Source organism: Phyllobacterium sp. NPDC097923, assembly GCF_044760925.1.
In the GTDB taxonomy this organism is placed as follows: Bacteria; Pseudomonadota; Alphaproteobacteria; order Rhizobiales; family Rhizobiaceae; genus Phyllobacterium; species Phyllobacterium calauticae.
The window spans coordinates 34,873-50,393 of the sequence record NZ_JBIWBL010000002.1 but is presented as its reverse complement, the minus strand read 5'-3'; the positions used below and the strand labels follow the sequence as shown (position 1 = coordinate 50,393).

General features: G+C 60.3%; 13 protein-coding genes. 6 read left to right on the top strand and 7 right to left on the bottom strand.

Features of this window, described 5'->3' with window-relative positions; translation table 11 throughout:
• Positions 1–3 precede the first annotated feature (3 nt).
• The 3 genes from hydA to ACIQWS_RS12535 all read right to left on the bottom strand — a co-directional run bounded on the left by hydA (position 4) and on the right by ACIQWS_RS12535 (position 4,115).
• The gene (gene hydA, locus ACIQWS_RS12545; protein WP_403179448.1) at positions 4–1,458 is read right to left on the bottom strand and encodes a dihydropyrimidinase; all 1,455 of its coding nucleotides are present in this window, start codon (positions 1,456–1,458) and stop codon (positions 4–6) included.
• A gap of 62 nt (positions 1,459–1,520) precedes the next feature.
• Positions 1,521–2,768: a Zn-dependent hydrolase gene (locus tag ACIQWS_RS12540; RefSeq protein WP_403179445.1), complete on the bottom strand. Its 1,248-nt coding sequence runs from the start codon at positions 2,766–2,768 to the stop codon at positions 1,521–1,523.
• A 15-nt stretch (positions 2,769–2,783) separates the two neighbouring features.
• Complete coding sequence (locus tag ACIQWS_RS12535; RefSeq protein ID WP_105733999.1) at positions 2,784–4,115, bottom strand: aspartate aminotransferase family protein; 1,332 nt, start codon at positions 4,113–4,115, stop codon at positions 2,784–2,786.
• A gap of 210 nt (positions 4,116–4,325) precedes the next feature.
• Here ACIQWS_RS12535 and rutR point away from each other — a divergent pair, with 210 nt between their 5' ends.
• The gene (gene rutR / locus ACIQWS_RS12530) at positions 4,326–4,979 is read left to right on the top strand and encodes an HTH-type transcriptional regulator RutR (RefSeq protein WP_223614079.1); all 654 of its coding nucleotides are present in this window, start codon (positions 4,326–4,328) and stop codon (positions 4,977–4,979) included.
• A gap of 281 nt (positions 4,980–5,260) precedes the next feature.
• A complete protein-coding gene (locus tag ACIQWS_RS12525; protein WP_105733997.1) occupies positions 5,261–5,998 on the top strand; it encodes an acetoacetate decarboxylase in 738 nt (245 codons plus the stop codon).
• Positions 5,999–6,057: 59 nt separating this feature from the next.
• Here the strand turns inward: ACIQWS_RS12525 and preA are convergent, their stop codons facing one another.
• The 4 genes from preA to ACIQWS_RS12505 all read right to left on the bottom strand — a co-directional run bounded on the left by preA (position 6,058) and on the right by ACIQWS_RS12505 (position 11,245).
• Positions 6,058–7,368, bottom strand: a complete 1,311-nt coding sequence (gene preA / locus ACIQWS_RS12520; protein WP_346305259.1) for an NAD-dependent dihydropyrimidine dehydrogenase subunit PreA — start codon at positions 7,366–7,368, stop codon at positions 6,058–6,060.
• Between the two features lie 11 nt (positions 7,369–7,379).
• On the bottom strand, positions 7,380–8,837 hold the full coding sequence (locus tag ACIQWS_RS12515) for an NAD(P)-dependent oxidoreductase (protein ID WP_403179437.1): 1,458 nt from the start codon (positions 8,835–8,837) through the stop codon (positions 7,380–7,382).
• A 226-nt stretch (positions 8,838–9,063) separates the two neighbouring features.
• On the bottom strand, positions 9,064–10,677 hold the full coding sequence (locus ACIQWS_RS12510; RefSeq protein ID WP_403179434.1) for a GMC family oxidoreductase: 1,614 nt from the start codon (positions 10,675–10,677) through the stop codon (positions 9,064–9,066).
• A gap of 124 nt (positions 10,678–10,801) precedes the next feature.
• The gene (locus ACIQWS_RS12505) at positions 10,802–11,245 is read right to left on the bottom strand and encodes a carbon monoxide dehydrogenase subunit G (RefSeq protein WP_346305262.1); all 444 of its coding nucleotides are present in this window, start codon (positions 11,243–11,245) and stop codon (positions 10,802–10,804) included.
• Between the two features lie 254 nt (positions 11,246–11,499).
• Between ACIQWS_RS12505 and ACIQWS_RS12500 the strand changes: the two genes are divergently transcribed.
• The 4 genes from ACIQWS_RS12500 (at position 11,500) to ACIQWS_RS12485 (ending at position 15,450) form a co-directional block, all read left to right on the top strand.
• Positions 11,500–11,769 carry a hypothetical protein gene (locus ACIQWS_RS12500; RefSeq protein ID WP_223614085.1) on the top strand — a complete coding sequence of 90 codons (270 nt, stop codon included), beginning with the start codon at positions 11,500–11,502 and terminating at the stop codon, positions 11,767–11,769.
• 173 nt (positions 11,770–11,942) lie between these two features.
• Complete coding sequence (gene pgi / locus ACIQWS_RS12495) at positions 11,943–13,571, top strand: glucose-6-phosphate isomerase (protein WP_403180960.1); 1,629 nt, start codon at positions 11,943–11,945, stop codon at positions 13,569–13,571.
• 80 nt (positions 13,572–13,651) lie between these two features.
• Positions 13,652–14,710 (top strand): succinylglutamate desuccinylase/aspartoacylase family protein, encoded by a 1,059-nt coding sequence (locus ACIQWS_RS12490; protein WP_403179428.1) that lies wholly within the window; start codon positions 13,652–13,654, stop codon positions 14,708–14,710.
• Positions 14,710–15,450, top strand: a complete 741-nt coding sequence (locus ACIQWS_RS12485) for an HAD family hydrolase (RefSeq protein ID WP_403179426.1) — start codon at positions 14,710–14,712, stop codon at positions 15,448–15,450. Before ACIQWS_RS12490 ends, ACIQWS_RS12485 begins: the two co-directional genes overlap by 1 nt.
• The last annotated feature ends 71 nt before the right edge of the window (positions 15,451–15,521 follow it).

The window sequence follows — 15,521 nt, the reverse complement described above, 5'->3', positions numbered from 1 at the left end:
TCATCAGACGCCCGCCGGTATGTTTTTCGGATCGCGCTCCACCTTACGCGGTGCCGTGAGTTCCTTCCACGTGGAAAGTGCACGATTGGCCGGCGCATTGGCCTCGCGTTCGACAAAGCGGCCGCTGCCGGTCGGGGCCAGCACTTCGCCGTCCTTGTAGGCGATCTGTCCGCGCGACAGGGTGATGCGCGGCAGGCCGGTGACCTCGATCCCTTCGAACACGTTGTAGTCGATGGCGGATTTCTGTGTCTTGGCGGAAATCACTTTCGATGCCTCGGGGTCCCAGATGACGATATCCGCATCGGAGCCCGGCAGGATGGCGCCCTTGCGCGGATAGATGTTGAGGATGCGGGCGATGTTGGTGGAGGTTACGGCCACGAATTCGTTCGGCGTCAGGCGGCCGGTGCGAACGCCCCTGGTCCACAGGACGGGCATGCGGTCTTCGAGGCCGCCGGTGCCGTTGGGAATCTTGGTGAAATCGCCGACGCCAAAACGCTTCTGCTCCGTGGTGAAGGCGCAGTGATCGGTCGCCACCACCTGCAGGCTGCCGGAGGCGAGACCGGCCCATAGGCCGTCCTGATGGCTCTTGTCGCGGAAGGGCGGCGACATCACCCGGCGCGCCGCATAGTCCCAGTCCTTGTTCTTGTACTCGCTCTCGTCGAGCGTCAGATGCTGCACCAGCGGCTCGCCATAGACGCGCATGCCCTTCTGGCGGGCGCGGCGGATGGCTTCATGCGCCTGCTCGCAGGACACGTGCACGATGTAGAGCGGCACGCCGGCCTGATCGGCGATCATGATGGCGCGGTTGGCCGCTTCCCCCTCGACCTCCGGCGGCCGGGAATAGCCATGGGCTTCCGGTCCATTGTTGCCTTCCGCCAGGAGTTTTTGCTGGAGATGCGCTACCACGTCGCCATTCTCGGCGTGGACCAGCGGCATGGCGCCGATCTCGGCACAGCGCGTGAACGAGGCAAACATCTCGTCATCGTCCACCATCAGCGCGCCCTTGTAGGCCATGAAGTGCTTGAACGTGTTGATGCCGCGTTCCACTACCTTCGGCATCTCGTCAAAGATCTGCTTGTTCCAGCCGGTGATGGCCATGTGGAAGGAATAGTCGGTACGTGCCTTGCCTGCCTTCTGGAACCAGTCCTGCAAGGCTGCCAGCAAGCCGTCGGCGCCGGGCAGGACGAAATCGACCACCATGGTGGTGCCGCCCGCCAGCGCCGCGGCGGTGCCTGTGTCGAAATCATCGGAAGAGTGGGTGCCCATGAAGGGCATTTCGAGATGGGTGTGCGGATCGATGCCGCCCGGCATCAGGTAGCAGCCCGTCGCATCGATAATCTCATCGCCGGAAAGATCCGCACCGATCTGGGCAATGATGTCGCCCTCGATCAGCACATCCGCCTTGTAGGTGCGGTCGGCGGCAATGATGGTCCCGCCTTTGATCACTTTCGTAGCCATGTGTCCGTTCCCCTTATTGGTCTTTTGTCGAACATGTTGCTCTGTATGGAAATGGTATCCGGTCAGGTCTGGATCACGGCCGTTTCCAGAACAGCATGCAGGAGGACGTCCGCGCCGGCGGCCGCCCATTCCTTGGAAATCTCTTCATCTTCATTGTGGCTGAGCCCGTCGACGCATGGACACATGACCATGGCCGTTGGCGCAACCCGGTTGACCCAGCAGGCGTCGTGCCCCGCGCCGGAAATGATGTTGCGGTGGCTGTAACCCAGCCGCTCGGCCGCATTGCGCACGGCGGTTACGCAGCCTTCGTCGAAAGTGACGGGATCGAAATGTCCGGCTTCCTCGATCTTGATTTCAAGCCCGAGCTCTTTGGCAATCTTCGGCGCCTTCTCCTCGAGCTCTGCCTTCATCGTATTGAGTGTCGCAAGGTCGGGCGAGCGGAAATCAACGGTGAAGACCACCTTGCCGGGAATGACATTGCGGGAGTTCGGATAGACATCGCAATGGCCGATCGCGCCGACCGCGCTGGGCTGGTGCGCCATGGCGATGGTGTGGACGAGTTCGGTGATGCGGGCCATGCCCAGCCCGGCGTTCCGGCGCATCGGCATTGGTGTGGAACCCGTATGGCTGTCCTTGCCGGTCAGCGTGATCTGCAGCCACCACAGGCCCTGGCCATGGGTGACGACGCCGATATCCTTGCCTTCGATTTCGAGGATCGGGCCCTGCTCGATATGCAGTTCGAACAGTGCGTGCATCTTGCGCGCGCCCACCTCCTCGTCGCCCTTCCAGCCGATGCGCTCCAGCTCGTCGCCGAACGTCTTGCCCTTGGCGTCTTCGCGGGCATAGGCCCAGTCCTGCGTGTGGATACCGGCAAAGACACCCGATGCCAGCATGGCGGGGGCAAAGCGCGTACCCTCCTCATTGGTCCAGTTGACCACGACAATCGGGTGCTTGGTCTTGATGTTGAGATCGTTGAGCGTACGGACAAGTTCGAGGCCGCCGAGGACACCGAGTACGCCGTCATATTTGCCGCCGGTCGGCTGGGTGTCGAGATGGCTCCCGACATAGACGGGCAGGGCATCCGGGTCGGTGCCTTCGCGGCGGAAGAACATGTTGCCCATGGTATCGACGCCCATGGTCAGCCCGGCCTTTTCGCACCAGCTCTGGAACAGGCGCCTGCCTTCGGCGTCCTCGTCGGTCAGGGTCTGGCGGTTGTTGCCGCCGCGCAGTCCCGGTCCGATCTTCGCCATGTCCATCAGACTGTCCCAGAGACGGTCGCCGTTGATCCTGAGATTTCCAGTGAGCGCCATGTGAGAGCCTTTCAACTATGCCAGGTTTTTCAGGACGTCGGCCAGTGTATCGAAGAGGTGCTCGATCTGGCCCTTGGTGATGATCAGGGGTGGCGATAGCGCAATGATATCGCCCGTGGTGCGGATAAGGACACCCTTTTCATAGGCATCGAGGAATGCCTGGAAGGCGCGCTTGGTCGGTGCGCCTGGTATGGGTTCCAGCTCGATGGCGCCGATCAGGCCGAGGTTGCGGATGTCGATGACATGCGGCAGGCCCTTCAGGGCATGCAATGCATCGGCCCAGTAGTCGGAAAGCTCCGCCGCACGGGTAAGCAGGCCCTCTTCCTCATAGGTATCCAGCGTTGCAAGCGCTGCCGCGCAGGCAATGGGGTGGCCGGAATAGGTATAGCCATGGAAAAGTTCGATCATGTTTTCCGGGCCGGTCATGAACGCATCGTAGATCTGCTTGGATGCAAACACCGCGCCCATCGGGATCACGCCGCTGGTGATGCCCTTGGCGGTGGTGATGAGATCGGGAACCACGCCGAAATAATCCACGGCGAAGGGGGTGCCGAGGCGGCCGAAGCCGGTGATGACTTCATCGAAGATCAGCAGGATATCGTTCTTCGTGCAAATCTCGCGCAGGCGCTGCAGGTACCCCTTCGGCGGGATGAGCACGCCGGTCGATCCGGCCACCGGTTCGACGATCACGGCAGCGATGTTGGAAGCATCGTGCAGGGCGATCACCTTTTCCAGATCATCGGCAAATTCGACGCCATATTCGGGCTCGCCGCGCGTGAAGGCGTTGCGTGCGAGATCGTGGGTATGGCGGATGTGGTCGACACCGCCGAGCGCATTGCCGAATGTCTTGCGGTTGCCGGAAATGCCGCCGACGGAAATGCCGCCGAAGCCGACGCCGTGGTAGCCGCGCTCGCGGCCGATCAGCTTGGTCTTGGTGCCGTTGCCCTTGGCGCGGTGATAGGCGAGGGCGATCTTGAGCGCCGTGTCGACCGATTCCGAACCGGAATTGGTGAAGAAGACGTGATCGATGGGGGACGGCAACATGGCTGCAAGCCGCGCCGCCAGCTCGAAGACCTTGGGATGGCCCATCTGGAAGGCGGGCGCGTAGTCGAGTTCGGCAACCTGCTTCTGTACGGCCTCGACGATTTTCGGGCGCGAATGACCGGCGTTGCAGCACCACAGACCGGCGGTTCCGTCGAGGATTTCGCGGCCGTCGGCGGACTTGAAATGCATGTCCTTGGCGCTGACCAGAAGACGGGGATTTTGCTTGAACTGCCTGTTTGCCGAAAACGGCATCCAGAACGCCTCGAGATTATTGGTGCCCAATCCCAATGCCGATTTCGACATGTGACGTACGCCTCCTGTTTGCGGACATTGCCGCTTGTTTTGTGTTCCCGAATGATTGAACCTGTGGTGCAATCAAAAACTTGACTAGTTGGTCAAAATGCAGGCTAGAAGAGCATAGGAAGCCGGTCAAGCGCTTTATGGGGAATAAAAGCGGTTCCGGGATGCGACGAAACGGCCCGTCGCGCCGGATAACAAAAAGGGATGAGTGGCATGGCGAGGGCAGCGAAGAAAAAGACGAGCGATGTGCCGGAAAAGACGACGCGCATCCAGGAAATCAATCGCCGTCTCATCCTCGATGCCGCTCTCGATGTTTTCTCCGCCTATGGCTTTCGCGGCACCACCATCGACCAGATTGCCGACAAGGCGGGGATGTCGAAGCCGAACCTGCTCTACTATTTTCCGCGCAAGCAGAACATCTATGTGACGCTGCTGGAAGAGACGCTGGCGGAGTGGCTGGCGCCGCTGGCGGAAATCGATCCCGAGGGCGACCCGATCGAGCAGTTGCGCAAATACATAACCCTGAAAATCCGCATGTCGGAGAGCCACCCGGAGGCATCGCGGCTGTTTGCCAACGAAGTATTGCACGGCGCACCAGCGATCAGTGAATTCCTGAGCAAGCACCTGAAGCCGCTGGTCGACGACAAGGCGGCGGTGATCCGCCGCTGGGTCGGCGAAGGCAAGCTCGCACCGGTCGATCCCTATCACCTGATTTTCATGATCTGGGCGACCACGCAGCACTATGCGGATTTTGATGTGCAGGTCCGCGCCATCATGGGCAATCAGGTTGGCCGCCCCGGTTTCCGCGAGCAGACGGCGCAGGCGGTCCTGAGCATCATTCTCAATGGCATTCGCCCGCGCGGGTGAGGGGATTGGTCGATTGTGCGTGGTTCGACAAGCTCACCATGAGGGAGATTGTTGACTGCAAGGCCAATCGGAAATGCAGTGGATATAGCTCCCTGCCATCCACCTCCATCCCTCATGGTGAGCTTGTCGAACCACGCACGATGTTGACGCAAAACACATGCCTCACGCGAAATTGACAGACGCGGATTGTGCATTGCACTATTGTTCCGCTGCGTCGCAATATCCGTTGCCGCGCCTGGCTTGCATCAAAGCCGGTTCCCCTGACATCCGGAGATGCCCCCGTGAAAATATCCGATGTTCGTTCCGCCTATGCCATGCCGCTCACCAACCCCTCCTATCCGCCGGGTCCCTACCGCTTCATCAACCGCGAATTCGTGGTCATCACCTATCGCACCGATCCGGAAGCGCTGCGGGCGGTGGTGCCCGAACCGCTTGAGATCGCCGAACCCATTGTCAAGTTCGAGTTCATCCGCATGCCGGATTCCACCGGCTTTGGCGATTACACTGAATCCGGTCAGGTCATTCCGGTTCGCTTCAACGGCAAGGAGGGCGTCTACGTCCATTCCATGTATCTCGACGATGATGCGCCGATTGCCGGCGGGCGCGAAATCTGGGGCTTTCCCAAGAAACTCGCCAAGCCGAAAATCTCCCATGAGGGCGAAACCATCCTCGGCACGCTGCATTACGGCAGTGTGCTCTGTGCCACCGGCACCATGGGCTACAAGCACAAGCCGGCCGATCATGCCGCCGTTCTGAAATCCATGCTGCTGCCGAATTATCTCATCAAGATCATTCCGCATGTGGACGGTACCGCGCGCATCTGCGAGCTGGTCGAATATCACCTGCAGGATATCGATCTGAAAGGCGCGTGGACGGCACCGGCGGCGCTCGAACTTCATGCGCATGTCATGGCCAATGTTGCGGGCCTGCCCGTTCTGGAAGTCTTGTCGGGAACGCATTTCATCGCCGATCTGACCCTCGGGCTCGGGGAAGTCGTGTACGATTACATGAAGGGGTAGCTGCCGGTTGCGGGCAGTCTGACAAAGAAAAAACCCGCCTTAACGGCGGGTTTTGAATGTTATTCGGCGGCGGCCTTGGCCATCGGATTGTTGGGATGGGTGGTCCAGTTGGCGTAGTCCGGCTGGATCGGCAGCTTGGTGCGCGGGTCAACTCCCGAGGTCATCGGCACCATGGTGATGCAGTTGTCGACAGGGCAGACGTTGACGCAGAGGTTGCAGCCGACGCATTCCTCGTCGATCACCTCGAAATGCCGGGCGCCGTCCACCATTGCCGTGATGGCCTGGTGCGACGTGTCCTCGCAGGCAATGTGGCAGCGGCCGCATTTGATGCACAGGTCCTGGTCGATCTGCGCCTTGGTGATGTAGTTGAGATTGAGGTACTGCCAGTCGGAGACGTTCGGCACGGCCATGCCGCGGAAGTCCTCGATGGAAGCGAAGCCGCGGGAGTCCATCCAGTCGGAGAGCCCGTCGATCATTTCCTGCACGACCTTGAAGCCATAGGTCATGGCCGCCGTGCACACCTGCACATTGCCGCAACCGAGCGCGATGAATTCCGCCGCATCGCGCCATGTCGTGATGCCGCCGATGCCGGAGATCGGCAGGCCACGCGTCTCCGCATCGCGGGCGATTTCCGCCACCATGTTGAGCGCAATCGGTTTGACAGCCGGACCGCAATAGCCGCCATGCGACCCGCGCCCGTCAATCGAGGGATTGGGCGCAAAGGTATCGAGATCGACCGACACGATGGAGTTGATCGTGTTGATCAGTGACACGGCATCGGTACCACCGGATTTTGCTGCCCGTGCCGGTTTGCGGATGTCGGTGATATTGGGCGTCAGCTTGGTGATGACGGGCATGCGCGTATACTGCTTGCACCAGCGCACCACCATCTCGATATATTCCGGCACCTGGCCGACCGCCGCGCCCATGCCGCGTTCGGACATGCCGTGCGGGCAGCCGAAGTTGAGCTCGATGCCGTCCGCACCGGTAGCCTCGACCAGCGGCAGGATGGCTTTCCAGGCGTTCTCCTCGCAGGGCACCATGATGGAGGCGATCAGCGCCCGGTCGGGCCACTTCTTCTTCACCTCGGTCATTTCACGCAGGTTCACTTCCAGCGGACGGTCGGTGATGAGCTCGATATTGTTCAGGCCGAGCAAGCGCCGGTCCGGGCCGTGGATCGCGCCATAGCGCGGGCCGTTGACGTTGACGACGGGCGGGCCCTCTTCGCCCAGTGTCTTCCACACAACGCCGCCCCAGCCCGCCTTGAAGGCGCGCTCGACATTGTAGGCCTTGTCTGTCGGCGGTGCGGAGGCCAGCCAGAAGGGGTTGGGGGATTTGATGCCGAGGAAATTCGATGAAAGATCAGCCATGTCGATCTCCTTCAGCCAGCGATGTGGCTTGGATGGGTGGGGTGCTGCGCCGGTGCCGACGCGCCGTCCGGATTTTCCGCCATGACGGCTTCGACAAAGCCGCTGACTTTCTCCGGCTGCTGCGTCAGTGTCCGGTGGATGGATTCAGCGGCAAGCTTGCCGTCCTGCACCGCGGCCACGGTCAGGTCCTGACCACCGGCAATGCAATCGCCGCCAGCCCATATGCCGGGGATCGAGGTGCGGCGGTCGTCATCGACGCTGATACGTCCCTTCGATAGGGCAAGCCCGGCTTCGGTAAGGATGCTCTCCGCCGGCGTCTGGCCGATGGCCTTGAAAATCTGGTCGCTGGCAAGGGTGATGCTTTCGCCGGTGACGGCAAGCCTGCCGTCGGCCATGGCGGTATAGTCCAGCGTGATGCCGCAGACTTCGCCGGATGCGTTGCGGGTCAGCGCCCGCGGCTGCAACCAATGACGGATGATCACTCCGGTTTTCAGCGCCAGTTCCTGCTCATAGGGGCTGGCGTTCATGCTTTCCGGCCCGCGCCGATAGGCGATGATGACGTTCTCGGCGCCCAGCAGCTTGGTCTGCACGGCCACGTCGATGGCCGTCATGCCGCCGCCGATGACGACGACGTCGCGCCCGACGGCGATCTGCGACAGGTCCTCGCTCTGGCGCAATACGGAGATGTAGTCGACGGCATCGATGCAACCGGCGGCATCTTCGCCTTCGAGGCCAAGCTCGTTCACACCCGGCAATCCCATGCCGAGGAAAACCGCATCAAAACCGGCTTTCAGCGCATCGATGCTGATGTCCCGGCCAAGCGCCTTGTCGTTCTCGATGGTGATCCCGCCGATTTCCAGAATGAAATCGAGTTCCTTCTGGGCAAAATTGTCGACGCTCTTATAGGCGGCAATGCCATATTCATTGAGGCCGCCGGCTTTCGGCCTGGCTTCGAAAATCGTCACATTGTGCCCATGCTTGGCCAGACGGTGCGCCGCCGACAAGCCGGCCGGACCCGCGCCGACCACGGCAATGCTTTTGCCTGTCGGCTCGGCGCGCTTGAAGGGGTGCTGGCCCTTTTCCATCAGATGGTCGGTGGCGTAGCGCTGCAGAAGGCCGATTTTCACCGGCTTGCCCTCGGCGGTCTCACGCACGCAGGCCTGTTCGCACAGGGTTTCCGTCGGGCAGACGCGGGCACACATGCCGCCGAGAATGTTTTCGGCCAGAATCGTCTTGGCAGAACCGGTGGGATTGTCGGCGGCGATCTGGCGAATGAACAGCGGAATATCAATGCCCGTCGGGCAGGCGTTCATGCAGGGCGCATCGTAGCAGAAGTAGCAGCGGTCGGATTCGACAAAGGCTTCATGCCGCGTCAATGCCGGGTGCAGATCGGAAAAAACATCGGTGTAGGCATCGGACTCTAGCCGCCCGGCCCTCACATCACGGATTCCAGAATCGATCGATCCCATGAAATCGCCTCTCCATTTCTGAAACTGCAGCATCCCGTTCCCTTTGGGCGTGCCGCAATTTGGTGATGGGCCGGTTTGTCCGGCGCCTGTTGATGGAAAGAATGCCAGATTTTCACAAAAGGTCAAATTTTTTATCAAACGGTCAAGAAATATGAAATTGAATCATATTCGTTTCGTTTGCACGGCTGGATATTCTCGCAAATCTGGCAAGGGCAGCGGGGAAGGGTTAGGTCAGATCGTTCAGAACAAGGCTTGCGCCTTTTGCCCCGACCATCATGGCGGCGGCATTGGTATTGCCGGAAATGATATTGGGGAAGATCGAGCAGTCGATCACACGCAGCCCTTCGACGCCGTGCACCCGCAAACGCGGGTCGACTACCGATACTGCCGGGTCCGGCCCCATGCGGCAGGTCGAAACCGGGTGATAGACCGTGCCGCTGCGCCGGCGGAAATCGGCAATGAGATCCTCGTCGCTCCGGCAATGCGGACCGGGCAGCAATTCCTCGACGATCAGCTTCGACAGGGTTGGCGTCGCTGCGATTTTCCGCAGGAACTTTACCGCATCCAGCATCTCGGCAACGTCATGCCCGGTTGAAAAAGCGTTCGGCGCGATGGTCGGTGCGTCGAGCGGATTGCCGGAGCGGATATGGATGGACCCGACGCTGGTCGGACGGCAATTGGACAGGCCGATGGAAAAGCCCGGCCAGGGATCGGGGGTCAGAATCGGGCGCTCGCCTTCCCTCGGCCGCACGGTGGAAAAGGCCTGAAAATACAGCTGCATGTTCGGGCGCTGCCGCGACGGATCGGTGCGGAAAAAGCCACCGCCCTGATTCATGCTGATCGACAGGGGTCCCGTCCGCAGCAGCAGATATTCGATGCCGACGCGCAGTTTTCCCCACCACGGACGCAGCACCTGGTTGAGCGAGGCCACGTTGGCCCGGTAGGTGTAATTGATGCCGAGATGGTCCTGCAGGTTTTCCCCAACCTGGCTGTTGGCGTGCACGATGGGTATGCCGAATTCCCGCAGCCGTGCCGCATTGCCAATCCCGGACAGTTCGAGCAGTTGCGGAGAATTGACGGAGCCACCGCACAGGATCACTTCGCGCCCGGCCCTGACCGTCTCGGTCCGGCCGTTGCGGGTGAACGCAACACCGGTAGCCCGTTTGCCCTCAAAGACAATCCGCTGCACCATCGCGCCGGTCAGAACCGTGACATTGGGGCGTTTCATCGCCGGGCGCAGAAAAGCCCTGGCGGCGGACATGCGCCGTCCGCCTTTCGTGGTCAGCTGAAATGGCCCCGTGCCTTCCTGCGTGGCGCCATTGAAATCGGGGTTGTAGTGCAGCCCGGCCTCCTGCGCGCCCTTCAGAATCTGATTGGCCAGCGGATGAAACAGGTGCGAGCAATCGGTGACATGCAGTGGTCCGCCGCGGCCAAGGCTTTTTGCGGGGCCGTCATGGTCTTCCAGTGCCTGAAACACCGGCAGCACATCGTCATAGCCCCAGCCGGGATTGCCGCGCGCGCGCCATTCGTCGAAATCCTCCTTCGCGCCGCGGATATAGACCATGGCATTGATCGAACTTGACCCGCCCAGTACCTTGCCGCGCGGCCAGTAATCCGCATTGCCGCCAAGCCCCGGATCGGGTTCAGCCTTGTACATCCAGTTGACGGATTTGTCATAGAAGGTCTTGCCGTATCCGAGCGGCATCTGCACGAAGAACCGACGGTCCGTCCCGCCCGCTTCCAGCACAAGAACCGTGTGGCGTCCGCTGGCGGACAAGCGCTCGGCGACAACCGATCCGGCAGAGCCTGATCCGACAATGATGAAATCAAACGCGCGCATGAATTCCAGCCCGAACACAATCTATTTATCCAGGCAGGATATCCGGCTTCATCGTAGCAAACCCAAACGTCATTCCGCCATGGCTTATGGAAAATGCGACAGGCCTGTCGAATTGTCCGGCGTGTCAGGTGCCGGCAGCGGCCTGATTGAGATTCTCGAAAAACTGGGTGGCGAGTTTCTTGGCGGAGGATGATATAAGGCGGCTGCCGAGTTGGGCGATCTTGCCGCCGACATCGGCATTGACCGTATAGGTGAGCACGGTCTCGCCGCCTTCCTCGATCAGGGTGACATCGGCGCCACCCTTGGCAAAACCGGCAATACCACCCTTGCCCTCGCCCGTGATCGTGTAGGACAGCGGAGGATTGAGATTGCTCAATTCGACCTTGCCGTTGAAGCGCGCCTTGACGGGGCCGAGTTTGACGCCGACCGTGGCTTCCAGTTCCGTATCGGAAATCCGCTCGAGGCTTTCGCAGCCGGGAATGCAGGCTTTCAACACCTCCGTGTCGTTCAATGCCTTCCAGACTGCTTCGCGGGGCGCTGCAATGCGTTCTTCGCCGGTCATATCCATGTTTCAATGCCTCCCTGGAAGAAGAAAGCTAAGATAGACGACTTCATCTGTCCATGATTTATAAAACTTCGTTCTTCCTGCCGCTGTATTAAATCCTGTCACAAAACATCATGATACTGGCGATGAAGATGCTGGACCGGACAGGAGCGGTGTAATAACAGGATTAAGACTTTGTGATTCCGCAGGGATGACGGCCACAAAGTACTGACCCAACTATTCTTCTACTTCATTCATCTCATCAAGGGAGACTGCACATGAAATTGAAAATGGTCGCCGGCATTTCGCTGCTGGCTGTCGCTCTCGTCGGCTGTTCCAAAGCCCCCACCTGCACCCAGGAAGAGCTGACCAAAAAGGCCGGTGAAATCACCGCTGCCGTTCAGCAGGTCATTACCAAGGACCCGTCCAAGGCTCAGGGAATCGTTGCCAAGATGCAGGAACTGGCCACCAAATATCAGGGCCAGACCGATCTGAAAGATGCCTGCAAGGCGTATGACGACGTTCTGACAGCCATCAAGGGCTCGTAAACTTTCGCGCCGCAGTTCCGCCCGGATTTGCGGCGCAGATTACCTGATGTAAAATCGGAAGAGATTCTGCTTTAAATCGATTGAAACAAAATGATTCCGGTGGCAGGTTCCACTCTGTCAGGATCAAGGCGTGACTTCAGGAGAGAGAAATGGCGACAGTGAAAGCGAACGACCTGCGTGGCTCCGTTCAGGCATTGAAAGCACACTTCAAAAGCGGCGCGCCGAAAAACATGCGCGCGACCTTCGTGGAAGATCCCAAACGCTTCTCCCGTTATTCCCTCAGTCTCGACGATCTTCTCCTCGACTGGTCGAAGTGCCTGGTCAATGACGAGACGCTTTCCCTCCTTGCTGATCTGGCAAAAGTTGCCCATGTGGAAGCCCGGCGCGATGCGATGTTTGCCGGCGAACCAATCAACAATACTGAAGGCCGCGCCGTGCTCCACGTGGCGCTGCGCAACCGTTCCAACAAGCCGATCAAGGTTGACGGCGTGGATGTCATGCCCGGCGTCAACGATGTGCTGAAGCGCATGGGCGCCTATGCGGATGGCCTGCGCTCCGGCGCCATCAAGGGTTCGAAGAACAAACCGATCACCGATGTGGTCAATATCGGCATTGGCGGCTCCGATCTCGGACCGGCCATGGCAACGCTCGCCCTGTCACCCTATCATGACGGGCCGAAGACCCATTTCGTCTCCAATGTCGATGGGGCACACATCGCCGATACCTTGAAAGACCTCGATCCGGCGACGACGCTGATCATCATCGCGTCGAAAACCTTCACCACCATCGAGACCATGACCAATGCCCGCGCCGCGCGCAAATGGATCGCCGATGCGCTGGGTGAAAAGGCTGTCGGCAAGCACTTTGCCGCCGTTTCCACGGCGCTCGACAAGGTCGACGCCTTCGGCATTCCGGAAGATCGTATCTTCGGCTTCTGGGACTGGGTAGGCGGCCGTTATTCCATCTGGTCGGCCATCGGTCTGCCATTGATGATTGCGATCGGGCCAGAGAACTTTGGCCGGTTTCTCGATGGCGCCCATGCGATGGACGAACATTTCCGCAAGGCGGCGCTTTCCAAGAACCTGCCGATGATGCTTGGTCTGGTCGGCTACTGGCATCGCGCCATCTCCGGCTATACCAGCCGCGCCGTGATCCCATATGATCAGCGGCTGGCCCGCCTGCCGGCCTACCTGCAGCAGCTCGACATGGAATCGAACGGCAAGGGCGTCACCGTCGACGGCAAGCCGGTGTCCGGTCCGACCGGCCCGGTGGTCTGGGGCGAACCCGGCACCAACGGTCAGCATGCCTTCTTCCAGCTCCTGCATCAGGGAACCGATACGATCCCGCTTGAATTCATCGTCGCGGCGAAGGGCCACGAGCCGCATCTCGACAATCAGCATGAGATGCTCCTGGCCAATTGTCTGGCCCAGTCGGAAGCCCTGATGAAGGGCCGCACGCTGGAAGAAGCCAGGGCGCAGCTCGCGGCAAAGAACCTGGCGAAATCCGAGGTGAACCGCATTGCGCCGCACCGTGTTTTCAAAGGCAACCGGCCATCGATCACCATCGTCTATGACAAACTCGATCCGTTCTCCTTGGGACGCCTGATCGCGCTTTACGAGCATCGCGTTTTCGTCGAGGCCCAGCTTTTCGGCATCAATGCCTTCGATCAATGGGGTGTCGAGCTCGGCAAGGAACTGGCGACCGAGCTTCTGCCGATCGTCTCCGGAGCGGCAAAACCAACGGACAAGGACGCATCCACGCAAGGTCTTGTCGCGCACTTGAGGAAGCGTCGCGGCAAATAGGCTATAGTGGCCCGATAACAAACAGAATGGGTATCCGGCCTCTGCTCCAGGGCCGGAAGTGAGGAACTGGAAAAGCATTGATGAAGACGGAAACGATCCAGCTGGCCGGCGATGTGCCGGGCAATCATATCGAACTGCGTGTGCTGCGTTTTGCCGGCAAGGATGAAAAGGCGGTCAGTGCCTATCTGCAATCGTCGCTCCATGGTTCGGAACTGCCCGGACAGGCGGCGCTGCATTTCCTCATCCCCATGCTGGAAAAAGCCGGCAGGGAAGGCCGCATCGCCGGTAACATTACCGTTGTCCCGCAGGCCAATCCGGTTGGTTCCGCTCAGTGGTTGTCGCATCAGCATCTCGGCCGTTTCGAATTCTTCTCCAGCGGCAATTTCAACCGCTCTTTTCCTTTGCTCGATACGTTCGATACATCGGGCCTGGTTCCGATCGATGGTCCGAAATCCCTGGCTGAACGGCTGAAAGCGCAATTGCTGCGCCTCGCTTTGCCGCACGACATCGTGCTCGATCTGCACTGCGATGACGAGAGCGAAAACTACCTCTACATCCATCAGGCATTCCTGCCGGAGATGTACGATCTGGCTGCGGCGCTCGGATCAACGGCGATCCTGTCCTGGAACAGCACTGCCGATGCGGCCTTTGAGGAAGCCTGCGCCCATCCGGTATTGCAGCTGCCGGAAGGCAAGCGTGACGTGAAGCGGCGCGCTGTTACGACAGTCGAATTTCGCGGATTGAACGATGTCGATATTGCAACAGGCAAGGCGGATGCGGAAGGCCTGTACCGGTTCCTGGTGCATCGCGGTGTGATCACCGATCCCGCCGTCACGCTGACGGTTGATTTCAAGGGCCCGGTTACGCCACTCGAGAATGTCGAAATGGTACGTGCGCCGCAGGGCGGCATGATCCTGTTCCATGTGAACATTGGCGACGAGGTCGCGGCAGGCGCAAAACTCGTCACGGTGGTCACCGTTCCCGGCGATCCCTCCGGCGATATCACGCTGACGGCGCCGCAGGCGGGCCGCATTCTGACGCGGCGCAGCCATCGTTACACCCGCCGGGGCGATGACCTTCTCAAGCTCCTGGGTTCCAAGCGCTCCGAACAGGCGCGGCCGGGCTCGCTGGAAGCATGATGCCCCGCGCGCATCCTTCGGAAATCCGTGCCATCCTGTTTGACAAGGATGGAACGCTGGTCGATTTCAACCGGACGTGGTTCGGCATCACCATGGAACTGGCGCACAAGGCGGCGGATGGCGATGTGGATCGCGCCCGCGCGCTTGTCGAAGCGGGCGGCTATGACTGGGAGATGGAACGGTTCCGCGGCGGCTCGGTTGTCGCCGCCGGAACGATCAATGACATTGTCGATCTCTGGCATCCGGAACTGACGCTGGAGGAAAAGCGCGAGCGTATCCGCAGCTACGATGATTATACGGTGCGCGAAGGGTCGCGCCGGGCCGTCGGCATCGACGGATTGCGCGAAACGCTGGAGCGGCTGGCCGCGCAGGGGTTCGTCCTTGGCATCGCCACCAATGATTCGGAAGCCGGTGCGCGCGCAACCGCCGAGGCTTTGGGATTGACCGCATTGTTTTCAGTGATCATCGGCTATGATTCCGTCGCACGGGCAAAACCCCACGCCGACCAGCTCGAGCTGTTTGCGGCCAAGACCGGTATTCCGGCCAGCGCCATCGCCATGGTCGGCGATAACGGCCACGATCTGGAAATGGCCCATGCGGCCGGCGCAGGATTGGCTGTTGGCGTTCTCTCGGGCAACAGCACGCTGGATGATCTGGCATCGCTGAGCGACGCCATTCTGGGCTCGATCGCCGATCTGCCGGATTTCCTGGCGGGACGCGATAAAGCTTTGCGGACTTGATGGAGACAACACCTCTCGCTATAGAAATCCGGTGGGCACCGTCTCATGATCTGATCGACAAAAGCAGCAGC

Coding starts and splice junctions, on each gene's coding strand:
- hydA (WP_403179448.1), bottom strand. CDS start 1,458: ATGGCTACGAAAGTGATCAAAGGCGGGACCATCATTGCCGCCGACCGC.
- ACIQWS_RS12540 (WP_403179445.1), bottom strand. CDS start 2,768: ATGGCGCTCACTGGAAATCTCAGGATCAACGGCGACCGTCTCTGGGAC.
- ACIQWS_RS12535 (WP_105733999.1), bottom strand. CDS start 4,115: ATGTCGAAATCGGCATTGGGATTGGGCACCAATAATCTCGAGGCGTTC.
- rutR (WP_223614079.1), top strand. CDS start 4,326: ATGGCGAGGGCAGCGAAGAAAAAGACGAGCGATGTGCCGGAAAAGACG.
- preA (WP_346305259.1), bottom strand. CDS start 7,368: ATGGCTGATCTTTCATCGAATTTCCTCGGCATCAAATCCCCCAACCCC.
- ACIQWS_RS12515 (WP_403179437.1), bottom strand. CDS start 8,837: ATGGGATCGATCGATTCTGGAATCCGTGATGTGAGGGCCGGGCGGCTA.
- ACIQWS_RS12510 (WP_403179434.1), bottom strand. CDS start 10,677: ATGCGCGCGTTTGATTTCATCATTGTCGGATCAGGCTCTGCCGGATCG.
- ACIQWS_RS12505 (WP_346305262.1), bottom strand. CDS start 11,245: ATGGATATGACCGGCGAAGAACGCATTGCAGCGCCCCGCGAAGCAGTC.
- ACIQWS_RS12500 (WP_223614085.1), top strand. CDS start 11,500: ATGAAATTGAAAATGGTCGCCGGCATTTCGCTGCTGGCTGTCGCTCTC.
- ACIQWS_RS12490 (WP_403179428.1), top strand. CDS start 13,652: ATGAAGACGGAAACGATCCAGCTGGCCGGCGATGTGCCGGGCAATCAT.
- ACIQWS_RS12485 (WP_403179426.1), top strand. CDS start 14,710: ATGCCCCGCGCGCATCCTTCGGAAATCCGTGCCATCCTGTTTGACAAG.